The organism is Dactylosporangium sp. CA-152071 (assembly GCF_050936335.1).
Classification (GTDB): domain Bacteria; phylum Actinomycetota; class Actinomycetes; order Mycobacteriales; family Micromonosporaceae; genus Dactylosporangium; species Dactylosporangium maewongense.
Genome location: NZ_JBNJMZ010000001.1, coordinates 2,467,307 through 2,492,046 on the forward strand (window position 1 = coordinate 2,467,307; position 24,740 = coordinate 2,492,046).

Below are 24,740 nucleotides of genomic sequence, written 5' to 3' on the forward strand. Positions count from 1 at the left end.
CGCGTTACGACCACGGGGATGCCGATGTCGTTCTCGTTCCAGATCCTCGGGCAGCTCACGGTTCGTTCCGGTGCGGTCCCGGTCGAGCTGCCCGCCGGCAAGCCGCAGGCGCTGCTCGCCGCGCTGCTGCTCAACGCCAACCGCCTCGTCCCGGTCGACCGGCTCGTCGCCGCGCTGTGGGACGAGGCACCGCCCCGCTCGGCGGTGGCGAACGTCCGCACGTACGCGGTCCGCGTCCGCAAGCTGCTCGCCGACCCGGAGACGGTCGCCGGCTCGCGGCTGCTCGGCCAGGAGCGGGCCTACCGGATCGCGGTCCAGCCCGGCGAGCTCGACCTGGCCGAGTTCACGGAGCTGGCCGCGCAGGGCCGCGCGGCACTGCGGGCCGGCGACGCGTCGCGGGCGGTCGAGCGGCTCATCGCCGCCCTCGCGTGCTGGCGCGACGACCACGCGGGCGTCGGCCTGCCCCGGCCCGGCGGGCTCGGGCAGCGCCTCGCCGCGGTCGACGACGAGCGGCTGCGCACCGTCGAGGACCTCGTCGACGCTCGGCTCGCCCTGCAGCACCACGAGGTCCTCATCGGCGAGCTGCGGCGCACCGTCGTGGAGCACCCGCTGCGCGAACGCACCTGGGGGCAGCTGATGCGCGCCCTGTACCGCGCCGGCGACGTCTCCGGCGCGCTGCACTGCTTCCTGGAGGCGCGGGCCGCGCTGCGCGAGCGGATGGGCGTCGACCCGGGCCCGGAGCTGCGGCGCCTGCACGCGGCGATGCTGGCCCGCGACCCGGCGCTCGACGAGACCGCGCCGTGCCAGCCGTTCGCGGCGCATCCCGGGACGCCCGCCTTCGCGGCGCTCCCGGTCCCCGCGCACCGGCCGCGGCCGGAACCGCCGCGGCAGCTGCCGCCCGGCCCCGCGGTGCTGGTCGGGCGCGAGCCGGCGGTGGACGCCGTCCTCTCGGCGGTCGCCACCGGCGCCCGGGCCGTCTGCGTCTCCGGGCCGCCGGGCGTCGGCGCGTCCGCGTTCGCCGTGCACGCCGCGCACCTGCTCGCCGACAGGTACCCGGACGGGCAGCTCTTCGTGCGGCTGGGCACCGCCGACCCGGCCGCGGCGGCGGCGCACCTGCTGCACTCGCTCGGCGTCGCAGACGAGACGGTCCCGCGCGGGCTCGCCGCCCGCACCGCCCGCCTGCGGACCGCGCTCGCGAGCCGCCGGGTGCTGCTGCTCGTCGACGGCGTCGACGACGTGGCGCAGGTCCGGCCGCTGCTGCCGGCCGCCCCGGGGTGCCTCGCGGTGATCGCCGCCAGCCGGCCGCTTCCGACGATCGACGGTGTCGCGCTGGTGCCGCTGGACCCCCTGTCCCGGTCCGACGCCGTCGCGCTGCTGCTCGGCTCGCTCGGCCCCGCGCAGGATCCGGTGGCGCTCGACGAGGTCGCCGCCCACTGCGAGGGCCTGCCGGCGGCGCTGCGCATCGTCGTGGCGCGGCTGCTGGGCCGCCCGGACCGGTCCGCGGCCGCGTGCGCCCGGCGGCTGCGGGCGCCGGAGCGCCGCCTCGACGAGCTGCGCGCGCACGACCTGTCGATCCGGGAGAGCCTCGCCGCCCGCTGCGCCACGGTCAGCGCGGCCGCGATGGACGCGCTGCGGACCCTCGCCGGCCTGCCGCAGCCGGTGACGACGCACGACCTCGCCGCCGCGTCCACGCTCAGCCCCGACCGGGCCGGCGACGCGCTCGACGAGCTGGTCGACGCGCGGCTCGTCACCGCCGACGGCACCGGCGGCCACCGTGCCGGAGACCTCGTCCGCCTGTTCGCCGCGCAGATGGCCCCGGCCGATGTATAGCGGTGCCGGGGACGTTGTATCCGCCCTGGACCCGCTCCGTCCGTAAGCCCCCGCCGGAACCGGCCGCCGGACATCCAGCCCTGGCCGGTCAGGCGGCGGGTGCCGGAGCAGCCGGAGACGCACGACGCCGTCGTCGGGCCGTCGCCCCGCGAGACCCGGGCAGCCGATCCTGCCGGCGGCCGCACGCACAGCCGTCCACCTCCCCCGATGCCGCGCCGGCGGTCTCCGCGCCGATGGCAGCTGCCGTAGGATGCGTCGATACGCCGGACCGGCATCGTCGATACAACGGGGGACGGGGAGGTCCATGGAGTTCCGGCTGCTCGGACCGATCGAGGCGTGGACCGCCACCCGGCGGCTGGACGCCGGGCCGCCGCGCCAGCGCCTGGTGCTCGCGGCGGTGGCCGCCGACGCCGGCCGGCTCGTGCCGATCGAGACCATCATCGACCGGGTCTGGGCCGACGACGCGCCCGACCGGGCCAGGCACGCGCTGTACGTGTACGTCGCCCGGCTCCGCGGCGCCCTGCAGGACGGCGGCGCGTCGCCGCTGGTCCGCCGCTCCGGCGGCTACGTCCTCGACGTCGACCCGGAGGCCGTGGACCTGCACCGGTTCCGGGCCCTCGCCGAGCAAGCCCGCGACCCGCGAACCTCCGACACCGCCCGGGTCGCGGCGCTGCGGCAGGCCCTGGACCTGTGGCGGGGCGCGCCGCTCGCCGACGTGGCCGGCCCGTGGGCCGAGCGCATGCGCGAGAGCTGGCGCCAGCAGCGCCTCGACGCCGCGGTCGCCTGGGCGCAGGCGGCGCTGCGACTCGGCCAAGGCGGAGGTGACGGCGCAGGTGGAGGCGGGGGCGCGGGCGCGGTGGAGCCGCTCATCGGCCCGCTGACCGAGCTGGCCGCGGAGCACCCCTACGCCGAGTCCCTGGCCGCAGCCCTCATCGAGGCGCTGCACGAGAGCGGGCACCAGGCGGAGGCGCTCGACCGGTACACCAGAATCCGCCGCAAACTCGTCGACGACCTCGGCACCGAGCCGGGCGCGGAGCTGCGCGACCTGCACGCCCGGCTGCTGCGGCAGGCCGGCGCCCCGGAAACCCCGGCGCCGCAGCCCGCCGCGCCGGTCCCGGCCGCCGCGCAGCTCCCCCTCGACCTGCACAGTTTCACGGGCCGCACGGCCGAGCTCGACCGTCTCGACGCGATCCTCGAGGAGGCCGTCGTCCTCGCCACGGTCACCGGCACCGCGGGCGTCGGCAAGACCAGCCTCACCGTCCACTGGGCGCACCGCGTCGCCGGCCGCTTCCCCGACGGGCAGCTCTACGCCGACCTCAACGGCTTCGGCGGCGCCGACACCGTCGTCACGCCCGCCCAGGCGGTCCGCGGGTTCCTCGACGCGCTGGGCGTGCCGCCGCGGCGCGTCCCGGCCGACCTGGCCGCGCAGACCGCGCTGTTCCGCAGCCTGACCTCGGGCCGGCGCATCCTCATCGTGCTCGACAACGCCCGCGACGCCGACCACGCCCGGCCGCTGCTGCCCGGCGGCCCCGGCTGCCTCGTCGTCGTCACCAGCCGGACCAACCTCGCGGGGCTCATCGCCGCCGAGGGCGCCCAGCCGGTCCCGCTCGACCTGCTGACCTACGGGGAGGCGACGCGCCTGCTCGCCCGGCGGCTCGGCCGCGCCCGCCTCGACGCCGAGCCCTCCGCCGTCGACGAGATCGTGGCCGCCTGCGCCGGCCTGCCGCTCGCCCTGGCGATCGTCGCCGCGCGCGCCGCGCTGCGCCCGCACCAGCCGCTCGCCGACCTCGCCGCCGAGCTGCGCGACGACCTCGACCAGTTCGACGTCGGCGACACCCGCGGCGACGTGCGGGCCGTGTTCTCCTCGTCGTACCGCACCCTGAGCGACGCGGCGGCCCGCCTGTTCCGGCTGATCGGCCTGCACCCCGGCCCGGACATCAGTGCGCCGGCCGCGGCGAGCCTGCTCGGCGTGCCGGTGAAGGAGGCGAGGACGCTGCTCGCCGACCTCGTCCGTGCGCACCTGCTCACCGAGCCGGCCGCCGGCCGGTTCGCCGCGCACGACCTGCTGCGCCGGTACGCGGCCGAGCTGGCGGCCAAGGACCCGGCCGGCGAGCGCACCGCGGCGACGCGGCGGCTGCTGGAGTACTACCTGCACACCGCGTTCGCCGCGACCACGCTCCAGCACCCGTTCCAGGTGCGCGTCCCCGAGCCGGCGCCGCCGTCCGCCGGTGTCGTGCCGCCCGCGCTCGCCGACCAGGCGGCCGCGAGCCGGTGGTTCGCCGCCGAGTATCCGGTGCTCACCGCCGCCGTCCACGCGGCCGCCACGACCGGGTTCGACTCGCTCGCCTGGCAGATCGCCTGGACGCTCACGAACTTCTTCCAGCGGCAGGGCCGCCACCACGACTGGATCGCCACCCAGCGGGTCGCGCTCGCGGCGGCGCACCGCTGCGGCGACCGGCACGGCGAGGCGCACCTGCAGCGGGTCCTGGGCCGCGGCCACCTCGCGCTGGCCAACTACGACGACGCGCACGCCGCCCTCACCGCGTCGCTGGAGCTGTTCCGCGGGCTCGACGACCCCGTCGGCCGGGCCGCGACCCACCTGAACCTCGGCGAGGTGCACGAGGCGCAGGGCGACAACGCGGCGGCGCTCGACCACGCCAAGCAGGCCCTCGCGCTGTACCGCACGACCGACCGGCCCTCCAGCCTCGCCTACGCGTTGAACGCGTCCGCCTGGTACCACATCGAGCTCGGCGACCCGGGCCAGGCGGTCGGGCACTGCCGGCAGGCGCTCGCCCTGCAGCAGAAGATCGACGACCGGCACGGGCAGGCCGCGACCTTGGACACGCTCGCCTACGCCCACCACCGCATGGGCGCGTTCGCGGACGCGGTCGCCTGCTACCGCCGCGCCGTCGCCCTCACCCACGCCCTCGCCGACAGCCCCAACGAGGCGGGCATCGGCGACCGGCTCGGCGACGCCCTCTTCGACTCGGGCGACCTGCCGGCCGCGCAGGCCGAGTGGCGCAAGGCGATGAAGATCTACGACGAGCTGACCCACCCGGCGGCCGACAAGATCCGCGCCAAGCTGGCCGCGCGGCTGCCCCAGGGGGTGACCGGATGACGACGCACCACCGCGCGCCGCGGCGGCTCACCCTGGTCGCGGCCGTCTCGACGCTGCTGGCCGCGCTGCCGGTCGGCACGCTCTTCAACAACGCCACCTGGGCGCTGCACGCCGCCTTCGTCGTGGCCGCGATGTGCGCCGCCGGGCTGCTCGTGCGCAGCGTCCGCGCGCCGTCCTGGGCGCCGACCCCGGCCATGGCGCTCGCCGGCCTGCTCGTCCTGACCTGGTCGTTCCGCAGCGGCCACGAGTACGCGGGGATCCTCCCCTCACCGGGCACCTTCGCCCACTTCCGCGACCTGCTGCGGACCGCCGCCGCCGACCTGGCCAGGTTCGCGCCGCCGGTCACCGACCGCGAAGGCCTCATGTTCCTGGCGGTCCTCGGCGTCGCCGCCGTCGCGCTCCTCGTCGACCAGCTCGCGGTCGTGCAGCGCCAACCCGCCCTCGCCGGGCTGCCGATGCTGGCCGTCTACGCCGTGCCGGTCACCGCGAGCAGCGCGAGCACCAGCTGGCTGCCGTTCGTCCTCGGCGCCGCGGGCTTCCTGTGGCTGCTCGGCACCGACAGCGTCGACCGGATCCACCGGTTCGGCCGCCGGCTCGGCAGCGTCGGCCCGCGGACGCCGTCGCCGCTGGCCGCGGCCGGGCGGCGGCTCGGTGCCGCCGGGGTGGGTCTCGCCGTCCTCGTGCCGCTGGTCCCCTTCGCGCTGCCCGGCATCGGCCTCGACCGACCACGCTGTACACCAGCGGCAGGAACCGCGCGGCCAGCTCCCGCATCGCCGCCCGGTCCCCGTCGCGGGCCGCCGCGAGCTCGTCGTCGTGTCGTGCCGCTGTGTCCACTGCCTGCTCCCGGTCCGTCGCGCGCTGCCACGGGCGCCCGCGGACGCCCCCTTCGCGCACAACAGACCGGAACCGGGCCCGCCGGATAACAGTTTCTTCCGCACGACGGCGGCACCAGGGGCGCGTGCGGCAGGATGCGTCCGTGGGCGAGCAGGCATGGGACGGCACGACCAAAGCAGGCACCACCAAGGCAGGCACCACCGCAGGCACGACGCAGGCAGGCATGGCGCGGCGGCAGCGGCTCGCCGACTGCGCGAAGCGCTACGACTGGGCCGGTGTCTTCGCGGTACTGGCGGACGAGCCCGGACTGGTGAACTCGGCCCGCCCCGGCGGCGCGTCCTGGTTCGCACCGCTGCACCAGGCGGCGCACGGCGGCGCGCCCGTCGAGGTCGTGGAGCGGCTCGTCGCGCTCGGCGCCTGGCGCGGGCTGCGCACCGCCGCCGGGGACCGCCCCGCCGACCTCGCCCGGCGCGCGAACCACGCGCACCTCGCCGCGGTGCTCGAGCCGCCGCGGCGCTTCGACGTGCCCGCCGGGACGCTGCGCCGCATCCAGGTGTTCGTCCACGCGGTGATCCGGGCCCGCGTGCAGCACCTCGTCGACCAGCACGCCCTGCGGCTGCCGGAGCTGGAGGTGTTGCTGGAGCTGGCCGAGCCGCGGATGTCGTTCCAGGTGCCGGGCATGCACGGGCGGTTCGAGCTCCGCCTCGACCCGGCCGGGCCGGACACCAGGTTGATCGTCGACGTGTTCGCCGAGCGGCACGAGGTCACCGCGCGGGAGGTGCGCGTGCGGGAGCGGCCCGACCCGCCGCTCGTCGCGGTGCCCGGGGAGGGTGCCGGGTTCCCGGAGCTGGTGACGTTCGCCCACACGTACAACGGCTACGACCTGCACGGTGGCTCCGAAGGCCTGGCCGAGGTGGTCGCCCCGGCGCGCCGCGACTGGGAGCGCACCGGCGACCTGCCCGGCGACCTCGACGTGCTGCGCGCGTGCCTGTTCTTCCAGCAGCGGTCGCACTACTGGGACGGCGGCTCGTGGGACTTCGGGACCGACCGGTTCGTCGTCGCGCTCCTCGCCCGCATCCGTGAGCTGTCCGGCGGAACGGTGCCGCACCATTCCATGAAGGACCCGGGCTGAGCGTCGGCCTTACGCGGCCTGCCGCTTGCGGAGCGCGGCGACGGCCTTGTCGGCGTGCACGTCCATCCGGATCTCGCTCTTGATGACCTCGAGGATCGTGCGGTCGGTGTCGATGACGAAGGTGATGCGCTTCGTCGCGGTGAGGCCGAGGGGGCCGCGCCCGACGCCGAACAGGGCCCGCACGACGCCGTCGCGGTCCGACAGCAGCGGATAGCCGAGGCTGTGCTTCTTCGCGAACTCCGCCTGCCGCTCGACCTCGTCGCCGCTGATCCCGACCGGATGTCCGCCGACGGCCTTGAGCTCGGTGTACACGTCGCGGAAGTGGCATGCCTCGGCGGTGCAGCCGGCGGTCAGCGCCGCCGGGTAGAAGAACAGGACCACCGGCCCGTCCGCGAGCAGGCCGGTGAGTGACCGGGTCACCCCCTGCTCGTCCGCGAGCTCGAAGTCCTCGACGACGTCCCCGACGTTCATGCGACCATCCCCTCATTCAAGATCCGCGCTCATCCTGTTCGCCGCGCGGGGCGGGCGCAACCGGCGGCTCCCGGAAAGATGCCACACCCGCGGCGGCGGGCCGGCGGGCGGGCGCCGCGCGGCTACGGTCCGGACGTGACCCGATCCCAGTGGACGCAGCGGATACGGCAGGCCGACCCGCGCCACGGCGCGCTGCTCGTCCTGTCCGTCGCCGCGGTGACCGCGTTCGCTGTGCTCATCACGTTACTGGTGCCGCCGGCGCCCACTGCGTACGGTGCCGGAATCGCCCTCACCGGGCCGGTCGTCCGGCCCGACGAGAACCCGCTGTTCGCGATCCAGGAGGTCCTGGCCCAGCAGTCTGCGGCGCTGCTGCGTGGTGACCGCGACGGCTACCTGCAGGCGATCGCCGCCGACGACGCGCCGCTGCGGGAGCAGGCCGGCCGGCGGTTCGACTCGCTCACGGCGCTGCGCGTGCGGCGCTGGACGATGGAGACCGCCGACCTGCCGTCCCGCACCGACGACACGTGGCGGGTGCCGGTCGACGTCGGCTACTGCTTCGCCGACGACGACTGCACGCCCGTGCGGCTGCGGGTCGCCACGAAGTGGTCGGTGGTGCACGGCCGGCTGCGGCTCTCCGGGCACGAGCAGACCCACCGCCCCTGGGACGCGACGACCCTCGCAGTCAAGGAGGGCGGCCGGGTCACCGTGGCCGGACCGGCCGGCGACGCCGCAGGTGACCCGGTGGTGCTGGACCGGGTGCTGCGCGCGGCGGAGGCGGCCACCGTCACCGACGACCGCTTCGCCGCCTCGTTCGACGGCCCGCCGAAGCGGTACTTCGTCTACGTCGCGGGCGAGGAGCAGTGGAAGGACTGGTACGCGGGCGGCGCCGCCAACGCCGGTGCCTACACGATCCCGCTGCAGCCCGGCGCGGCCGACGTCGTCGTCGACCACAAGACGATGACCGACTCGTGGCTGCCCACCCTGATCACCCACGAGTTCGCCCACGTCGTGACCCTCGGCGGGATCGCCCCGCCCGGCCCCGCGTGGTGGCTGACCGAGGGCGTCGCCGCGTACATCGCCAACGGCGAGGGCGGTGAGCTGCGCAACGACCTGCCGTCGGTCCGCCGGTACCTGGCGGCCGGCAAGTGGGACGGCTCGCTGGTCCTCACCCGCCCGCCGGCGGACGCCACGTTCGACGAGACCGCCGCCCGTTACGGCATCGCCCTGCTCGCCGTCACCTACCTCGCCCAGCGCTACGGCGAGGCGAAGATGCTGGCCTTCTTCACGGAGGTCGTCCGCAAGCGCCGCACCGTCGACACCGCCGCCCAGGCAGTGTTCGGCACCCCCTGGCAGACCGTGTCCACCGACGCCACCGCATCCGTCCGCGCCGCAGCGAACTGAAGGGACATCGCCATGCGATCCGTCGCACCCGCGCTCCTGCTCACCGTGACCGCGCTCGCCGCCTGCTCAGGCACCGCCACCCCCGCACCGGCCCCACCGCGGACGACCGCCGCCGCCACCTCCAGCGCGACGGCAGCGGCGGCGTCACCGGTCGCCGGCTGCGAGTTCTATCAGGCGGCCGACGCGAAGACCGTGCTCGGCGCCGAGCTCAAGCCCGCGCCGAAGTTCACCGACAACGAGCCCGGCAAGACCGACACGAAGTTCACGTCGTGCGTGTACTGGACCGCCGACGACCAGCGTTACGCCAACGTCGGCTACCGCCGCGCCCTCACGCCGGCCGGCGCCGCCGACAACCGCTCGCAGTTCACCCGGCAGCGCACCGCCGACGCCGTCGCCGTCGCGGGCGTCGGCAGCGACGCGTACTGGGACACCCCCAACGGCCAGGTCCTCGTCCTGGCTGCCGGCGACGCCCTGCTCGTCATCTCCACGGGCGTCAAGGACGCGCCGAAGGCCGGCCGGAGCCGGTCCGACACGGAGAAGCTCGCCCGGCTCGTCGTCGCCCACCTGCCCGGGTAGCCCGTCAGGGGCGCAGGGCGAGCTTGCCGGTCGTGGTGCGGGACTGGAGGGCGGCGAGGACCTCCGGCCCGTCGGCCAGCGGGTGCACGGCCGGGGTGCCGGGGGTCAGGACGCCGGCCGCGCGGAGTGCGGTGAGCTCGGTGAGCAGCGCCGCGTAAAGGTCGGGTGCGGTGTCGATGAGGACGCCGAGGTGCAGGCCGATGACGTGGACGGGGTGGGTGAAGTTCAGCTCGCGGTTGCTGACCGTGGCGTCGCCGCCGGCCACGCCGTAGACGACGACCCGGCCGGTGACCCGGCGGGCCGCGGCGAGGGCGGCGCGGAATGACGCGCCGCCGGCCGACTCCAGCACCAGGTCGGCGCCGCGGCCGGCGGTGAGGCGCAGCGTGCCGGCGGCGACGTCGGCGGTCCGGGCGTCGAGGACGTGCGCCGCGCCCAGCTTTCGCACCAGGTCGTGCTTGCCGGCGGAGGCGGCGGCGATGACCGTCGCGCCGTAGTGGACGGCGAGGCGCGTCGCGGCCTGGCCGACGGCGCCCGCGGCGGCCGTGATCAGCACGGTCTCGCCCGCGGTGACGCGGCCGAGGGGGCGCAGCGCGGCAAGGGCGGTGGCCCAGTTGAGCACGAGCCCGAGGGCCTGTTCGTCGGTCCAGCCGGCCGGCACGGGCGTCAGCGCGGCCGCGTTCAGCAGCATGTACTCGGCGAAGGCGCCGGCGCCCGTACCGGCGACGTGATCGCCGACATGGACGGCGGTGACGTGCGGTCCGGCCGCGACGACCTCACCCGCCGCCTCGAGCCCGGCGACGAACGGTGCCGCCGGGCCGCCCTCGTAGGTGCCGTGGGACCGCATGACGTCGGCGTAGTTGACGCCCGCCGCGCCGACGCGGATCAGGACCTCGCCGGGGCCGGGGACGGGCACGGGGGCGTCGGTGACGAGCCGGAGGCCGGCGGGGCCGTGCAGGGAGGTCTGGAGAAGCGCTCGCATGGCGCGACCGTAGAACCCTCACGGTTGCGTGAGGGTCAAGCGCGCGGCCCGCAGGTAGGCGTCGAGGGCGTCGCGGTTGCGGGTCAGGCACGCGATGCGGCGCTGTAGCTGCTCCACCTGCCGGGCGACCTCCTCCAGGAAGTACGCGCAGGGTGTGGCGGGCAGCACCTGCGAGGGGCCGTCGAGGAACGGCAGGACGTCGCGGATGATCCTGGTCGGCAGGCCGCTGTCGATCAGCGCCCGGATCTGCCCCACCGCGTCCACGGCGTCCTCACCGAAGTCCCGGTACCCGTTGCTGCACCGGCCGGGGTGCAGCAGCCCCTCGTCCTCGTAGTGCCGCAACGCCCGGGCACTGACGCCCGTCCGCCGCGACAGCTCGCCGATCTTCATGCCTCGAACATAACGCTCCGCAGGTAGGCGAGGCCGTCCAGCGCGAGGCGGTCCTGGGTCTCGGCGAGCGGGCGCCAGATCGACGCGGCGGTGGCGATGGTCTCGTTCTCCGCCGTGAAGGACTCGATGCACAGCGCGCCCGCGTAGCCGGCCTTGTCCAGCGCCGCCAGGAAGCGTGGCCAGTCGAGGTGGTCGCTGCCCGGTGCGCCCCGGTCGGTGCCGCTGACCTGGACGTGCTTGATGTGCGGGCCGGCGACCGCCACGGCCGCATAGGGATCGCGTTCTTCGATGTTCATGTGGTACGTGTCGAGCATGATCCCCACGTTGGCGGGCAGGCCTTCGATCAGCTCGACGGTCTGCTCCATCGTGTTGACGACGCTCGTCTCGTAGCGGTTCAGGGCCTCGACGCCGATGGTGACGCCGAGCTCCCCGGCGTGCTCGGCGACGGGCGCGAGTCCTTCCCGGAAGTCCCGGTAGCAGGCCTGCCGCTCCGGCGGGGTCATCCGCCAGGTGCGGCCGACGGCGGCGTAGACGGGCCCGCCGACGCAGGGCGCGCCGACGGCCGCCGCCGCGTCGACGCAGGCCCGTAGATAGGCCCGGGTCGACGCGACGGTGGCGTCGTCGGTGCAGACCAGGTCGCGGCCCGGCGGCGTGACCGCGCAGACCCCGGCGGCGCGGAGGCCGTGCGCGGCGAGAAGGTCGCTCGTGCGCGCCGGGTCCCAGTCACCGACCTGCTCGATCGGCAGCTCGACCGCGTCGAAGCCCCATTCGGCGAGGCGTGGCACGAGCGCAGCGAGGGCGGCGTCGTCGACGGGCGAGGACCAGATCCAGGGGTTGGCACCGATGGCGCGCACGAGCGGCTCCTTCTACTTCCAGCGTTGGGGGTAGCCGGGCAGGTCGGTGCAGCCGCACATGGCGTAGTGCAGCGGCGGCATGTTGGCGTCGACGTACTTGTCGAGGTTGTCCTGCGTGATCGTCGGCTGGGGCAGCTTCCACGGGCTGGACACCTGCTCGCCGTTGAGGATCTTCAGGGCGGCGATGATCGGGGTGCGCCACTGGTAGGTCGGGTAGGTGGGCGCGATCGCGGTGAGCTTCTTGTCCTTCCACAGCTTCAGGAAGTCCAGCTGGTCCTCGCCGTTGATCGGCGGGACCGGCTTGCCCGCGTCCTGGAACGCCTCGACCGCGGCGACGGCGGTGGCACCGGCGTCCATCCAGATGCCGTCGATCGTGCCGTACCGCTGGATGTAGTCGTTGACGATCTTCTTCGTCTTCGCCGGGTCACCATCGGTGAACTCGACGCCGACGACGTTGACCTTCGCCTTGTCGAACTGGACCTTCGCCGCCGACCAGCGGGTCTCCAGGACGTCGACGCCGGGCAGGATCCGCAGCGCGAGGACCTTACCGCCGGACTTCACCTTCTCCGACAGGAACGACGCACCCACGTGCCCGAACCCGTAACCGCCGATCGGGTTGATGAACGTGACCGGACACTTCGTGTCCACGCCACGGTCGAACACGATGACCGGCAAACCCTTGGCGCAGGCCGCCTCCACAGCGGGAGTCAACGTCGCGGTGGTGTTGGGCGAGACGATGAGCGCGTCACAACCCTTGCCCAGCAGGTCGTTGATATCAGCGATCTGCTTGCTGTCCTTGCCCTCCGCGTCGACGTGCACAAACTCCTTGATGAGACTCTTCTGCGCCTCGACCTCGGCCTGCATCACCTTGAACCCGACCTGCCGCCACGGATTGTTCAACGCGGCGTTGGAGAAGCACACCTTGTACGGGCCGGCCTTCTTGTACTTGGCCGTGTCGACCAGCTTCGGGTTGAGCACCTGCTCCCACGGCTTGTCGGCGGGGCCGGTGGCGGTGGCCTGCAGCAGCGACAGCTCGTTGTCGTAGTCGGCCTGCACGAAGAACTTCGACTGCTCACCGGTGCCGGATCCGGCGGCCGCGGTCGACGACGCGGCGCCCGAGGCGGTCGTGGTCGGCTCGTCGGTGGCACAGCCGGTCAGGATCAGCAACGCAGCCGTCATGGCCGCGGCGACGGACGTGGTTCGTCTCACGTGTTCTCCTCGGGATGGGGTGTGGGGTGCGCGCCTCAGCGGCGGCGCGGCGATCCGGTTGCGGCGCCTTAGCGGCGGCGCAGTGCTCCGACCGCGACGGCGATGAGGATGATCAGGCCCTGGACGGTTGACCTGAGGGCGCCGGAGACGCCGTAGAAGTTGAGCAGCGCGAAAAGCGTCTCGAGGGTCAGGGCGCCGAGCATTGCGCCCGCGACGGCCCCGCGGCCGCCGCCGAGGACAACCCCGCCGAGGACGACGGCGGTGATCGCGCCGAACTCGAGGCCGGCGCCTGCCTGGAACGACACGCCGCTGTAGCCGCCGAGCAGGATCGCGGCGACGGTGGCGAAGACGCCGCTGAGCACGAACGCGATGGTCTTGGTGCGCCACACCCGGACGCCGGTGAGCTCGGCGGTGCGCGGGTTGCCGCCGACGGCGACGAGGGTGCGGCCGAAGTCGGAGCGGGTGACGGCGACCGCGACGGCGGCCACGCCGAGGAGGATGAGCAGCGCGTAGGGCACCCGGCCGAGCAGCGGCACGTCCTCGAACGCGCGCCGGCCGAAGCGGCGGAACTCCTCGGACAGGCCGCCCTTGGGTGCGCCGTCGGACCACAGGTAGACGGCGCCGACGAGGATCAGGTACATGCCGAGGGTCGTGATAAACGACGGGACCTTCAGCAGCGTGGTGACGAGGCCGTTGACGAGCCCGACCACGACGCCGAAGGCGAGCACGACGAGCACCACCGGCCAGGTCCGGGACGGGTCGCTGTCGATGAGCCGGGCCGCGACGACGACCTGGGCGGTGACGAGCGAGCCGACGGAGAGGTCGAACTCGCCGGAGACGATGACGAAGTACTGCCCGGCGGCGAGCAGGATGATGGGCGCGGACCGGCCGACGAACGACAGCAGCGACGCCGGGGCGAAGAAGTCGGGCTGCCGGATGGCGACGAGCACCAGCAGGATCGTGAGGATCCCGATGATCGGCGTGATCCCGCCGGGGCGCAGCAGGTTGGCCTTCTGCTTCTCCAACACGGTGGCCGTCATGCTGCCGCCTTCCGGGACGTGGTGCGGCGGCGGTGCATCCGCCGGGCGTAGACGGCCACCGCCGCGATGATGATCACGCCGCGGATGACCTGCTTGAAGAACGCGTCGACCTCGAGCTGGTTGAAGATGCTGTCGATGCTGGCGAGCAGCAGCACGCCGCCGACGGTGCCGAGGACCCCGCCGCGGCCGCCGGCGAGGGCGGTGCCGCCGAGCACGACGGCGGCGATCGACTCCAGGTCGTAGAGGCCCTCGACGCCGACGCGGGGCGCGCCGGAGCCGAGCCGGCTGGCGAGGTAGATCCCGGCGAGGCCGGAGCACAGCGCGCACAGCACGTGGGCGACGATGAGGATGCGGTCGTTGCGGACGCCGGAGAGCCGGGCCACGTCGGGGTCGCCGCCGACGGCGATGAGGTGGTGGCCGAAGCGGGTGTTGCGCACCGCGAACCAGGCCGCGGCGGCGACGGCGAGCAGCAGCAGGAACGCGACCGGCACGGGCCCGATCCGCTGGTAGCCGAGGCTCTGCACGAACGCGGGCGCGGTCTTGCCCGCCGGGCCGTCGTAGCCGTTGTCGAGGTACCCCTTGAGCAGCAGCCCGACGCCGACGGTGGCGATGAACGCGTTGATCCGCAGCTTCGTCACCAGCAGCCCGTTGAGCAGTCCGATGGCGGCGGCGACGAGCAGCACGAGGCCGAGCGCCGGCAGGATGTTGCCGTCGCTTCCCGCCATCGTCTCGGCCGCGACGAGGGTGCTGATGCTGATCACGTACGCGACGGACAGGTCGAGCGAGCCGGCCAGGATGACGATGGTCTGGCCGACGGCGACGAGCCCGAGGCCGGTCGCGACGTGCAGCAGACTGACCACTGTGGACTGGTTGAACAGCGACCCGCCGTCGATCGCGACGACGATCCAGCCGATCACGAGCGTCAGCGCGAGGGCGATGTAGACGCCGCGGGCGGGCCCGGCGGCGGACACCTTGAGTTTGATCGTGGGGGCTTTCGCCGGTACCGGCGGAGCGACGGTCACGCAGTCACCTCTTCAACGGTCAACGCGCCGGTGGCGAGCCCGACGACGTCCTCTTCACTGGCGCCGGCGGGCAGCTGTCCGGCGATGGCCCCGTCGCGCATGACGACGATCCGGTCGCTCATGCCGAGCAGCTCGGGCAGCTCGGAGGAGATCATCAGCACGGCGGCGCCGTCGCGGGCGAGCTGGCGGACGAGGTCGTGGATGGCGGACTTGGCGCCGACGTCGATGCCCCGGGTCGGCTCGTCGAAGAGCAGGATCTTCGGGCCGAGCGCGAGCCAGCGGGCGAGGACGACCTTCTGCTGGTTGCCGCCGGACAGGAAGCGGATCTCCTGATCCTCGCCGGCGGCGTGGACCTCGACGGCGGCGAGCAGGTCGCGCACCTTGACGGTGCGGTCGGTCCGGCCGCGCCAGCTGGGGAAGACGGCGCGGCCGGCGAGCAGGGCGTTGTCGAGCACCGACTGGCCGGCGACGATGCCTTCGCCCTTGCGGTCCTCGGTCACGTACGCGATGCCGGCCCGGATCGCCGCGCGGGGCGAGCGCAGCTGGATCCGCGTGCCGTCGAGCTCGACCGTGCCGGCGGTGAACGGGTCGGCGCCGAAGATCGCGCGGGCGAGCGCGGACCGGCCGGAGCCCTGCAGCCCGCCGATGCCGAGGATCTCCCCCGCGCGCAGCTCGACGTCGACGCCGCGCAGCTTGTGGTTCGCTCCACTGTGGACGGCGAGGCGGACCGCGCCGATGTCGCCGGGCTCGGCCCGCGGCGGGTAGTAGCTGGCCAGGTCCCGGCCGACCATGTGCTTGACGAGCTGGTCGCCGGTCGTGTCGCGGGTGGCGAGGGTGGTGACCCGGCGGCCGTCCTTGAGCACGGTGATCCGGTCGGACAGGTCGAAGACCTCGGTGAGGCGGTGCGACACGTACAGCAGGCCGATGCCGCGCTCCTGCAGCCGGCGGACGAGGGCGTAGAGCAGCTCGACCTCGTGGTCGGCGAGCGCGGCGGTCGGCTCGTCCATGATGAGCAGGCGCGCGTCGAGGGCGAGCGCCTTGACGATCTCGACGACCTGTTGCTGGGCGACACCGAGCCGGCCGACCTTCACGCCCGGGTCGAAGGACGTCTCGCCGGCGGCGGCGAGCAGCTCCGCGGTCCGCGCGTGCATGGCCTTGCGGTCGACCAGGCCGCGCCGGACGGGCTCGTGGCCGAGGAACACGTTCTCGGCGACGGTGCGCTCGGGCAGCAGGTTGAACTCCTGGTGGATGATCCCGATTCCGGCGGCCTGAGCGTCGCGCGGCCCCTTGAAACCCACGGCGCGGCCGTCGAGCTCGATCGTGCCGCCGTCGGGGGTGTACACCCCGGAGATGATCTTCATGAGGGTCGACTTGCCGGCGCCGTTCTCGCCGACGACGGCGTGCACCTCGCCCGCGCGCACGTCGATGTCCACATCGGACAGCACGCGCACGCCGAGGAAGGCCTTGCCGATCCCGCCCAAGCGGAGGAGCGGGGGAGTTTCGGGCATCACAAACCCCTAACTGACCGTAACCATCGAAGACGGCCGTGATTGCGGTCGAGCATCGGTGGAGCACGTAGCGTGGGGACTTTCGCCGTTGAAGTCCGGAACTTTTGCAAGTTTCGACTAAAGGTCGCGGAGAGCAGAGTAAATGTTTCAATGTTCAGCCGCAACGGCGCAACGTCACCGAAACAAAGCCGTTGCTCAACCTCCACTGATCGACCGAGTTCGACCGGCCGAACGGACGAGGTCAGTGAGAGCGCTCTACCGGCCGAGCTGGCTGGAAAGCGCCGCCTACCTGCTCATATATTGACTTCTGGAGATGGTTCTAGCACGCTTGGCGTCGCAGACACGGCCCGGGAACCCTGAGTGTGACTGTCCGTCGCGGCGAGCGACAGTCGATCCGGCCGGAATCTCATGCTTCGCGCAACCCTGCGCAGCCGCAGGGTCGATGTGTCGTGCGCCCGTGACCGCATCCCGTTGGCCCGCCGAGAGGAACGTTCGAGACGTCGCCGAATCGCTCCCGTAAAAATTGTTATGTCCATTCGCGCAATGGACCGCCATTCGGTGGGATCTTGACATCATCGTCTTCCGTCGCCACTGTGGTGGGCCGATGCACGACCTGCGCATTCATGACAGCGATTGTGGGACCTGATATGCACAGACAGCGAGCCGGTGGGCGCGCCGTGTGGAGACCGACAGCTGGCCCACTCGCCGCGCCGTGAACCAGGGCGGACCGGCACCCCGGCTGCGGAAGCCGTCATCTGTACCGCCCCTGACCTTCCGGGGCGACTTTGCGCCGCTGGTCATCGCCGCGCAGGCCGGCAGCAGGGACGCGCGTGACGAGTTGATCTCGGCGTGCCTGCCTCTGCTGTACAACATCGTCGGCCGGGCCGTGGGCAGCCCCGCCGACGTGGACGATGTCGTGCAGGAGACATTGTTGCTGGTGCTGCGAGACCTGCCGGGCCTGCGCAGTCCTGAGAGCTTCCGGCCGTGGCTGGCCGCCGTGGCGATGCATCAGATCGGCCGACACAGGGATCGCTGGCAGTCCGCGGCAGCGCGGACCACTGCGATCGAGGAGGCGGCCGACGTCGCGGACAGCGCGCCGGACATCGAGCGCACGACAGTGCTGCACATGCAGCTCGCGGAGCAGCGACGCCGGTTGGCCGAGGCGAGCCGATGGCTGGATCCGGACGACCGGACGCTGCTGTCGTTGTGGTGGCAGGAAACGGCGGAACTCATGAGCCGCGCCGAGGTGGCCGAAGCCATGGGGGTGAACGTCGCGCACGCCGGTGTCCGTCTGCAGCGGATGCGCGAGCAGCTGGAGCGGTGCCGGGGAATCGTCAGCGCTCTGTCCGCCGAGCCTCGCTGCGCCCGCCTGGACACCGTCGTGTCCGAATGGGACGGGCAGCCGTCGACCGTCTGGCGCAAACGGATCGCCCGGCACATCCGCGACTGCGCCGTCTGCACCGCGACCACGGCAGACCTGATCAGGATCGACAAGATCATCACGGCCCTCGCCGTGCTCCCCGTCCCGGCCACGCTCATCGCCGCCCTCACAGCCAAAGGCCTGCTTCCGGCGGCCGCCACGGGCGCGGCGAGCTCGTTCGCGCACGCCGCCTCCGGCGCCGCCGCGACCGGCACCGTGCACTTCTCGCTGACCGGCAAGGTCGCGGCTGCCGTAGCGGCACATCCCATCGTCTCCCTCGTCGCGGGCACGGTCATCGTGGCCGGTGTCGTCGTCACGCCGATCGCGGTGTCCACGCCACCGGCGGAACCCGCGCCCACCCGCGTCGCGGTGGCACCGCCCACACCGCCGCGACCACCGGCCACCGCCGGATCCACGAGCAAAGGACCGGCACCGGTCACACGCGGGCCCACCGCATCCTCGACATCGGGACCAAGCCCTTCGGGCACCATGCCGGTCACCGGGCGGACGTGGACGCTGACCGCGGAGCACAGCGGCAAGCTCATGGACGTCGAGGCGCAGTCCGGCACCGATCGAGCCCCGGTCGTCCAATGGCCCGGGACCGGCGCCGACAACCAGCGGTGGCAGGTCATCGACGCCGGCGGTGGCACCGTCAATCTCAAAGCCGTCCACTCCGGCAAGTGCCTGGACGTCGACGCCCGCTCCACCACCGCAGGGGCGTACCTGCAGCAGTACCGGTGCAACAACGACGACAACCAGAGGTTCACCATCACACCGGTACCTGTCGCAACGCCGGCACCGACCCCGACGGCGACCGCGGGTGTCTACATCATCAGAAACGTCCTGAGTGGACTGTGCGTCGACGTCTTCGGCAACGCGGCGACCGACGGCACACGGCTGGTCCAATGGACCTGCCAGGGCAGCACCAACCAGCAGTGGCGATTCACGCAGGTCTGATCGGCGTCCCGACCCGACCTTACTTCCAGCGTTGGGGGTAGCCGGGCAGGTCGGTGCAGCCGCACATGGCGTAGTGCAGCGGCGGCATGTTGGCGTCGACGTACTTGTCGAGGTTGTCCTGCGTGATCGTCGGCTGGGGCAGCTTCCACGGGCTGGACACCTGCTCGCCGTTGAGGATCTTCAGGGCGGCGATGATCGGGGTGCGCCACTGGTAGGTCGGGTAGGTGGGCGCGATCGCGGTGAGCTTCTTGTCCTTCCACAGCTTCAGGAAGTCCAGCTGGTCCTCGCCGTTGATCGGCGGGACCGGCTTGCCCGCGTCCTGGAACGCCTCGACCGCGGCGACGGCGGTGGCACCGGCGTCCATCCAGATGCCGTCGATCGTGCCGTACCGCTGGATGTAGTCGTTGACGATCTTCTTCGTCTTCGCCGGGTCACCATCGGTGAACTCGACGCCGACGACGTTGACCTTCGCCTTGTCGAACTGGACCTTCGCCGCCGACCAGCGGGTCTCCAGGACGTCGACGCCGGGCAGGATCCGCAGCGCGAGGACCTTACCGCCGGACTTCACCTTCTCCGACAGGAACGACGCACCCACGTGCCCGAACCCGTAACCGCCGATCGGGTTGATGAACGTGACCGGACACTTCGTGTCCACGCCACGGTCGAACACGATGACCGGCAAACCCTTGGCGCAGGCCGCCTCCACAGCGGGAGTCAACGTCGCGGTGGTGTTGGGCGAGACGATGAGCGCGTCACAACCCTTGCCCAGCAGGTCGTTGATATCAGCGATCTGCTTGCTGTCCTTGCCCTCCGCGTCGACGTGCACAAACTCCTTGATGAGACTCTTCTGCGCCTCGACCTCGGCCTGCATCACCTTGAACCCGACCTGCCGCCACGGATTGTTCAACGCGGCGTTGGAGAAGCACACCTTGTACGGGCCGGCCTTCTTGTACTTGGCCGTGTCGACCAGCTTCGGGTTGAGCACCTGCTCCCACGGCTTGTCGGCGGGGCCGGTGGCGGTGGCCTGCAGCAGCGACAGCTCGTTGTCGTAATCGGCCTGCACGAAGAACTTCGACTGCTCACCGGTCCCCGACCCCGCCGCCGCGGTCGACGACGCGGCGCCCGAGGCGGTCGTGGTCGGCTCATCGGTGGCACAACCGGTCAGAATCAGCAACGCGGCACTCATCGCCGCGACGACGGACGTGGATCGTCTCACGTGTTCTCCTATGGATGGGGTGTCAGGAGCTCTTGCCATGGATGACCTTGGAAAACACTTCGGAGCGTGAGCAACGAATGCGATGCCACGGCGGTTTCCCCTAACGCCGTGTCACCTCCGGCGCGATCGCGTCGACGTTCACAGCCCGGTGCAGCACTCAACGTAAGCAGCAAACTTCACGTTGCTAGATCTTCCGGTCACCGGTGCAGCACTTCTGCTGGATAAGACAAAAGATCGTGTCCGTCACGTTAAAGGTCTGAGCGTCGGCTGGCAATGACGTAACCCGATCAAGACGAAACAGCTACGAAACCGTGCTCTCCGAGGCGCAGAACTGAGCTGCAAAAAGCGTTATGAGCTGCCCGTTTGTTGTCCGTATTGACTTCAAAAGGTTCGCCAGAGCAGGCTTGGCGCCGCGAGCCATGACAGAAGAGCCCATCGATGTGACTCTTCGTCACGGCAGCTGGCGCGTCTCCATCCAGTCGATGTCACTGTCCGTCGCGGCGGACGGCAGTCGAATCGACCGGATCACTCACGCGCCACTCAACCCTGTCCACGGGGGTGCTGTCGTGCGCCCATGGCTCGCATCGCGTTGTCCCGCCGAGAGGAAACGGCATGCGAAGAAGCACGTTGATCCTGGGCACCATCGTCGGCATGTTGCTGTCGATGGCGCTCGTCCAGCCCGCGTCGGCGGCGCCCGCCTTCCGCGCGCTGGTGTTCACCAAGACCGTCGGGTATCGGCACGACTCGATCCCGGCCGGCATCCAGATGATCCAGCAGCAGGCCGCCGCCAACAACTTCGAGGCGGTGTTCAGCGAGGACTCGGCCGTCTTCACGCCGGCCAACCTCGCCACCTACGACGTCCTCGTCATGCTGCAGACGTCGGGCATGGTGTTCACGACCGCCGCCCAGCGCTCGGCCGTCGAGGGCTACCTGGCCAGCGGCAAGGGCATCGTCGCCATCCACAACGCCACCGACATGGGCATCGACACCGAGTACCCGTGGTGGGACCAGACGGTCAACGCGGGCGCCCACATGCCCGAACACTCCCCCGGCGTCCTGGCCGGCCAGGCCATCGTCGCCGACAAGTTCCACCCGTCCACGGCGGGCCTGCCGGACCGGTGGAACCGCAGCGAGGAGTGGTACAACTTCGACAAGAACCCGCGCGGCGACGTCCACGTGCTCGTGACCGCCGACGAGCGCACGTACAACCCAGGCTCCCGCGCGATGGGCAGCGACCACCCGATCTCCTGGTGCCGCAACACCTCCGGCGGCCGGGTGTGGACCACCGCCATGGGCCACGCCATCGAGTCCTACAGCGAGACGTTCTTCCGCAACCACGTCCTGGGCGGGATCCGGTGGGCGGCGGGCAACCTCGCGGGCGACTGCGGCGGCACCGTCTGGGGCAACTTCGAGAAGCGCACCCTCGACGACAACACCGCCGACCCGATGGCCCTCGCCGTCGCGCCTGACGGCCGCGTCCTGTACGTGCAGCGCGCTGGGCAGGTGAAGATCTTCAAGCCGAGCACCAACTCCACCGTCACCGCCGGGACGCTGAGCGTCTACACCGGTGGCGAGGACGGCCTCACCGGCCTTGCGCTGGACCCGAACTTCGCCAGCAACGGCTACGTGTACCTGTACCACTCACCGGCCAGCAGCACGACGGACATCAACCGGGTCTCGCGGTACACGCTGAGCGGCGACACGCTGAACATGTCCAGCGGCGTCACGATCATCGACATCCCGGCCTACCGCGACCGCACGTTCCCCGAGCCCGGCCATACCGGTGGCTACATCGCCTTCGGCCCGGACGGCAACCTGTACATCGGTACCGGCGACGACACCCCACCGAACCTGGACCCCAACTGGCAGGGCTACGCCCCCCTCGACTGGCGGTCCGGCAAGGCCAACCTGGACGCCGCCCGCACCGCCGGCAACACCAACGACCTGCGCGGCAAGCTGCTGCGCATCCGGCCCGCAGCCTCCGGCGGCTACACGATCCCGTCGGGCAACCTGTACCCGCAGGGCACCGCCCAGACGCGGGCCGAGGTCTACGCGATGGGCTTCCGTAACCCGTTCCGCTTCTCGATCGACCCGGCCAACGGCTGGGTGTACCTGGCCGACTACGGCCCGGACCGCAACCCGCCGACCACCAACCGCGGCCCGGAAGGCCTGGTCGAGCTCAACGTCATCAAGACGGCGGGCAACTACGGCTGGCCCTTCTGCCACGGCGACAACCAGCCCTACGCGCCGTACAACCCCGACACCGGCGTCGTCGGCGCGAAGTTCAACTGCGCCGCGCCGGTCAACAACTCCCCCAACAACACCGGCCTGGTCAACCTGAAGCCGATCGTCGCGCCGAACATGTGGTACGGCTACCCGGCCTCGACGAACTTCCCGGAGCTCGGCGCCGGAGGCTCCGCGCCGATGGGCGGGCCGGTCTACCGGTACAACGCGGCGAACCCGTCCTCGACGAAGTTCCCGCAGTACTACGACGGCGTCCACTTCTTCTACGAGTGGGCCCGCAACTTCGTCAAGGAGGTCCACTTCGACGGCAACACCGCCGTCACCCGGACCAACACGTTCCTGCCCGGCGGCAACTTCAACAAGCCGATGGACATGGAGTTCGGCCCCGACGGCTCGCTGTACCTGCTCGAATGGGGCTCCAACTTCGGCGGCGGCAACAACGACTCCGGCCTCTACCGCATCGACTACGTCCAAGGTGGACGGTCACCGATCGCCAAGGCCTCGGCCAACGTGACCAACGGCAACGCCCCGCTGAGCGTGCAGTTCTCCAGCGCTGGATCGATGGACCCGGACCCGGGCGACACGATCAGCTACCTGTGGACGTTCGGCGACGGCACCACGTCGACGGCGGCGAACCCCGCCAAGACGTACAGCAGCAACGGCAACTTCACCGCACAGCTGAAGGTCACCGACAACACCGGCAAGACCGGCTTCGCCAACGTGCAGATCACCGTCGGCAACACCGCGCCGACCGTCACGGTCAGCACCCCGGTGAACGGCGGCATGCTCAACTTCGGTGACCAGGTCGCCTACACCGTCACGGTCACCGACCCCGGCGGCGCCGCGATCGACTGCTCCAAGGTGTACGTCAACCCGGCCCTCGGCCACGACGACCACCTGCACGAGACCACGGAGTACCCCGGCTGCTCCGGGACCATCTCCACCGACCTGCTCGGCGGGCACCCCGACGGCGCGAACCTCTTCTACGCCCTCATCGCCAAGTACACCGACAACGGCGGCGCGGGCGGCGCGGCCCCGCTGACCGGCTACGGCCAGGCCATCCTGCAGCCGAAGCACAAGCAGGCGGAGTACTTCACCGCACAGTCCGGCATCCGGGTCATCGACCAGGCCGGCGCGGAGAGCACGAAGCGCATCGGCGACATCTCCAACAACGACTGGATCTCGTTCAACCCGATGAGCCTGCAGGGCATCACCAACGTCACCTACCGGGTCTCCTCGCCGACCGGCGGCGGCTCCATCGAGCTGCGCGCCGACTCGCCGACCGGCACCCTGCTGGCGACGACGGCGATCCCGAACACCACCGGGTGGGACAACTACCAGAACACCGCGACGGTCAACACCGCCGCGCTGTCCGGCACCCACACGCTCTACATGGTGTTCAAGAACAGCGCGAACAACGGCTTCGACCTCGACTCGTTCACCTTCGGCGGGGCCGGCGTGGGCACGCCCGGCACCGGCGGCGTGGCCGGGAAGACGTGGACGATGACGGCCCAGCACAGCGGCAAGAGCGTCGACGTCAACGGCGTCTCCACCGCCGACGAGGCCCAGATCATCCAGTGGGCCCCGACCGGCGGCAACAACCAGAAGTGGCAGGCGGTCGACGCCGGTGGCGGCGCCGTCTACCTCAAGGCGGTGCACAGCGGCAAGTGCCTCGACGTGGTCGGGGGCTCCACCGCCGCGGGCGCCTTCCTGCAGCAGTTCACCTGCAACAACGGCAACAACCAGAAGTTCATCGTGACCCCGACCGGCACCTCCGGCGTGTACACGGTGAAGAACGTCCAAAGTGGACTCTGTGTTGACGTGAACGGCAACTCCGTCGACGACGGCGCCCGCCTGCTCCAGTGGACCTGCCACGGCGCCACCAACCAGCAGTGGAGGTTCACCCTGGCCTGACCCCGCTGATCCCGGCGCCGGCCCCCGTAACGACGCGGGGGCCGGCGTCGTGCCTTAACGGGGCATGAAAGAACCATGCAATTTATTGCGGTCGATGCCGTTGATGCGTACCGTGCGGGATCGGTAACCCACGGAAGGAGCTCAACTGTGTCGATGCGATGGTGTGCGGGCCGCCGGGCGCTGCTCGCCGGGGCGGGCGCCACGGCCCTGCTCGCGGCCTGCGGCTCCGAGCCTGCCTCGTCCGGGGCGGCGGCCGCCCCGGCGACGTCCGCCCCTCCCGCCGAGAGCACGGCGCCCGCGCCCGCGGCCAGCCTGGCGAGCACCGCCGAGATCCCGGTCGGCGGCGGGGAGGTCGTCGGCGACGTCCTGATCGTCCAGCCGGTCGCCGGCACGTTCAAGGCGTACAACGCGGCCTGCCCCCACAAGGGCGTGAAGGTCACGGCGCCGAAGGACGGCGTCGCCACCTGCCCCGCGCACAACTCGACGTTCGCGATCGCCGACGGAGCCCGGATGAGCGGGCCGGCGACCACGGGGTTGAAGGAGATCGCCATCAAGGTCGACGCCGGCCGGATCACCCAGGCCTGACCGGCGGGACCCCAGTGATGTCGTTCTGGTCGTCGTCGGC

The 24,740-nt window shown here is 72.0% G+C and carries 18 protein-coding genes; 9 read left to right on the forward strand and 9 right to left on the reverse strand.

The genetic code is table 11. The annotated features are described in order from the left end of the window. The first annotated feature begins 18 nt into the window (after positions 1–18). From ACQEVZ_RS10795 to ACQEVZ_RS10810, 4 genes are all read left to right on the forward strand, one after another. On the forward strand, positions 19–1,830 hold the full coding sequence (locus tag ACQEVZ_RS10795; protein ID WP_433364769.1) for a BTAD domain-containing putative transcriptional regulator: 1,812 nt from the start codon (positions 19–21) through the stop codon (positions 1,828–1,830). A gap of 304 nt (positions 1,831–2,134) precedes the next feature. After that, complete coding sequence (locus tag ACQEVZ_RS10800) at positions 2,135–4,948, forward strand: BTAD domain-containing putative transcriptional regulator (protein ID WP_433364772.1); 2,814 nt, start codon at positions 2,135–2,137, stop codon at positions 4,946–4,948. After that, the gene (locus tag ACQEVZ_RS10805; RefSeq protein WP_433364775.1) at positions 4,945–5,871 is read left to right on the forward strand and encodes a DUF3488 domain-containing protein; all 927 of its coding nucleotides are present in this window, start codon (positions 4,945–4,947) and stop codon (positions 5,869–5,871) included. The genes ACQEVZ_RS10800 and ACQEVZ_RS10805 overlap by 4 nt, the downstream gene beginning before the upstream one ends. Positions 5,872–5,924: 53 nt before the next feature. Next, entirely contained in the window at positions 5,925–6,914 is a 990-nt protein-coding gene (locus ACQEVZ_RS10810) for a hypothetical protein (RefSeq protein WP_433364778.1), read from the forward strand. Between the two features lie 9 nt (positions 6,915–6,923). Here ACQEVZ_RS10810 and ACQEVZ_RS10815 read toward each other — a convergent pair whose 3' ends face one another. Further along, complete coding sequence (locus tag ACQEVZ_RS10815) at positions 6,924–7,385, reverse strand: peroxiredoxin (RefSeq protein ID WP_344509434.1); 462 nt, start codon at positions 7,383–7,385, stop codon at positions 6,924–6,926. A gap of 135 nt (positions 7,386–7,520) precedes the next feature. Between ACQEVZ_RS10815 and ACQEVZ_RS10820 the strand changes: the two genes are divergently transcribed. Further along, positions 7,521–8,786 (forward strand): hypothetical protein, encoded by a 1,266-nt coding sequence (locus tag ACQEVZ_RS10820; RefSeq protein WP_433364781.1) that lies wholly within the window; start codon positions 7,521–7,523, stop codon positions 8,784–8,786. 12 nt (positions 8,787–8,798) lie between these two features. Beyond that, the gene (locus ACQEVZ_RS10825) at positions 8,799–9,362 is read left to right on the forward strand and encodes a hypothetical protein (RefSeq protein WP_433364784.1); all 564 of its coding nucleotides are present in this window, start codon (positions 8,799–8,801) and stop codon (positions 9,360–9,362) included. 4 nt (positions 9,363–9,366) lie between these two features. Here the strand turns inward: ACQEVZ_RS10825 and ACQEVZ_RS10830 are convergent, their stop codons facing one another. From ACQEVZ_RS10830 to ACQEVZ_RS10860, 7 genes are all read right to left on the reverse strand, one after another. Then, positions 9,367–10,341, reverse strand: a complete 975-nt coding sequence (locus ACQEVZ_RS10830) for a zinc-binding dehydrogenase (RefSeq protein WP_433364787.1) — start codon at positions 10,339–10,341, stop codon at positions 9,367–9,369. A gap of 18 nt (positions 10,342–10,359) precedes the next feature. Beyond that, positions 10,360–10,731 carry a MerR family transcriptional regulator gene (locus ACQEVZ_RS10835; protein ID WP_433364790.1) on the reverse strand — a complete coding sequence of 124 codons (372 nt, stop codon included), beginning with the start codon at positions 10,729–10,731 and terminating at the stop codon, positions 10,360–10,362. Then, a complete protein-coding gene (locus ACQEVZ_RS10840; protein WP_433364793.1) occupies positions 10,728–11,585 on the reverse strand; it encodes a sugar phosphate isomerase/epimerase family protein in 858 nt (285 codons plus the stop codon). The genes ACQEVZ_RS10835 and ACQEVZ_RS10840 overlap by 4 nt, the downstream gene beginning before the upstream one ends. 12 nt (positions 11,586–11,597) lie before the next feature. Continuing rightward, positions 11,598–12,794 carry an ABC transporter substrate-binding protein gene (locus ACQEVZ_RS10845; RefSeq protein ID WP_433364796.1) on the reverse strand — a complete coding sequence of 399 codons (1,197 nt, stop codon included), beginning with the start codon at positions 12,792–12,794 and terminating at the stop codon, positions 11,598–11,600. Between the two features lie 68 nt (positions 12,795–12,862). Then, positions 12,863–13,834 carry an ABC transporter permease gene (locus ACQEVZ_RS10850; RefSeq protein ID WP_354905647.1) on the reverse strand — a complete coding sequence of 324 codons (972 nt, stop codon included), beginning with the start codon at positions 13,832–13,834 and terminating at the stop codon, positions 12,863–12,865. Next, positions 13,831–14,856 (reverse strand): ABC transporter permease, encoded by a 1,026-nt coding sequence (locus ACQEVZ_RS10855; RefSeq protein ID WP_344509419.1) that lies wholly within the window; start codon positions 14,854–14,856, stop codon positions 13,831–13,833. Before ACQEVZ_RS10855 ends, ACQEVZ_RS10850 begins: the two co-directional genes overlap by 4 nt. After that, positions 14,853–16,364, reverse strand: coding sequence for a sugar ABC transporter ATP-binding protein (locus tag ACQEVZ_RS10860; protein ID WP_344509417.1), 1,512 nt, complete (start codon positions 16,362–16,364; stop codon positions 14,853–14,855). Before ACQEVZ_RS10860 ends, ACQEVZ_RS10855 begins: the two co-directional genes overlap by 4 nt. 679 nt (positions 16,365–17,043) lie before the next feature. Here ACQEVZ_RS10860 and ACQEVZ_RS10865 point away from each other — a divergent pair. After that, positions 17,044–18,741 carry a sigma-70 family RNA polymerase sigma factor gene (locus tag ACQEVZ_RS10865; protein WP_433364801.1) on the forward strand — a complete coding sequence of 566 codons (1,698 nt, stop codon included), beginning with the start codon at positions 17,044–17,046 and terminating at the stop codon, positions 18,739–18,741. Between the two features lie 19 nt (positions 18,742–18,760). Here ACQEVZ_RS10865 and ACQEVZ_RS10870 read toward each other — a convergent pair whose 3' ends face one another. After that, a complete protein-coding gene (locus ACQEVZ_RS10870; protein ID WP_433364804.1) occupies positions 18,761–19,957 on the reverse strand; it encodes an ABC transporter substrate-binding protein in 1,197 nt (398 codons plus the stop codon). Positions 19,958–20,569: 612 nt separating this feature from the next. Here ACQEVZ_RS10870 and ACQEVZ_RS10875 point away from each other — a divergent pair. Together ACQEVZ_RS10875 and ACQEVZ_RS10880 are read left to right on the forward strand one after the other, a co-directional pair. Further along, positions 20,570–24,115 carry a ThuA domain-containing protein gene (locus ACQEVZ_RS10875; protein WP_433364807.1) on the forward strand — a complete coding sequence of 1,182 codons (3,546 nt, stop codon included), beginning with the start codon at positions 20,570–20,572 and terminating at the stop codon, positions 24,113–24,115. Between the two features lie 153 nt (positions 24,116–24,268). Continuing rightward, on the forward strand, positions 24,269–24,700 hold the full coding sequence (locus ACQEVZ_RS10880; protein ID WP_344509748.1) for a Rieske (2Fe-2S) protein: 432 nt from the start codon (positions 24,269–24,271) through the stop codon (positions 24,698–24,700). Positions 24,701–24,740: the final 40 nt, after the last annotated feature.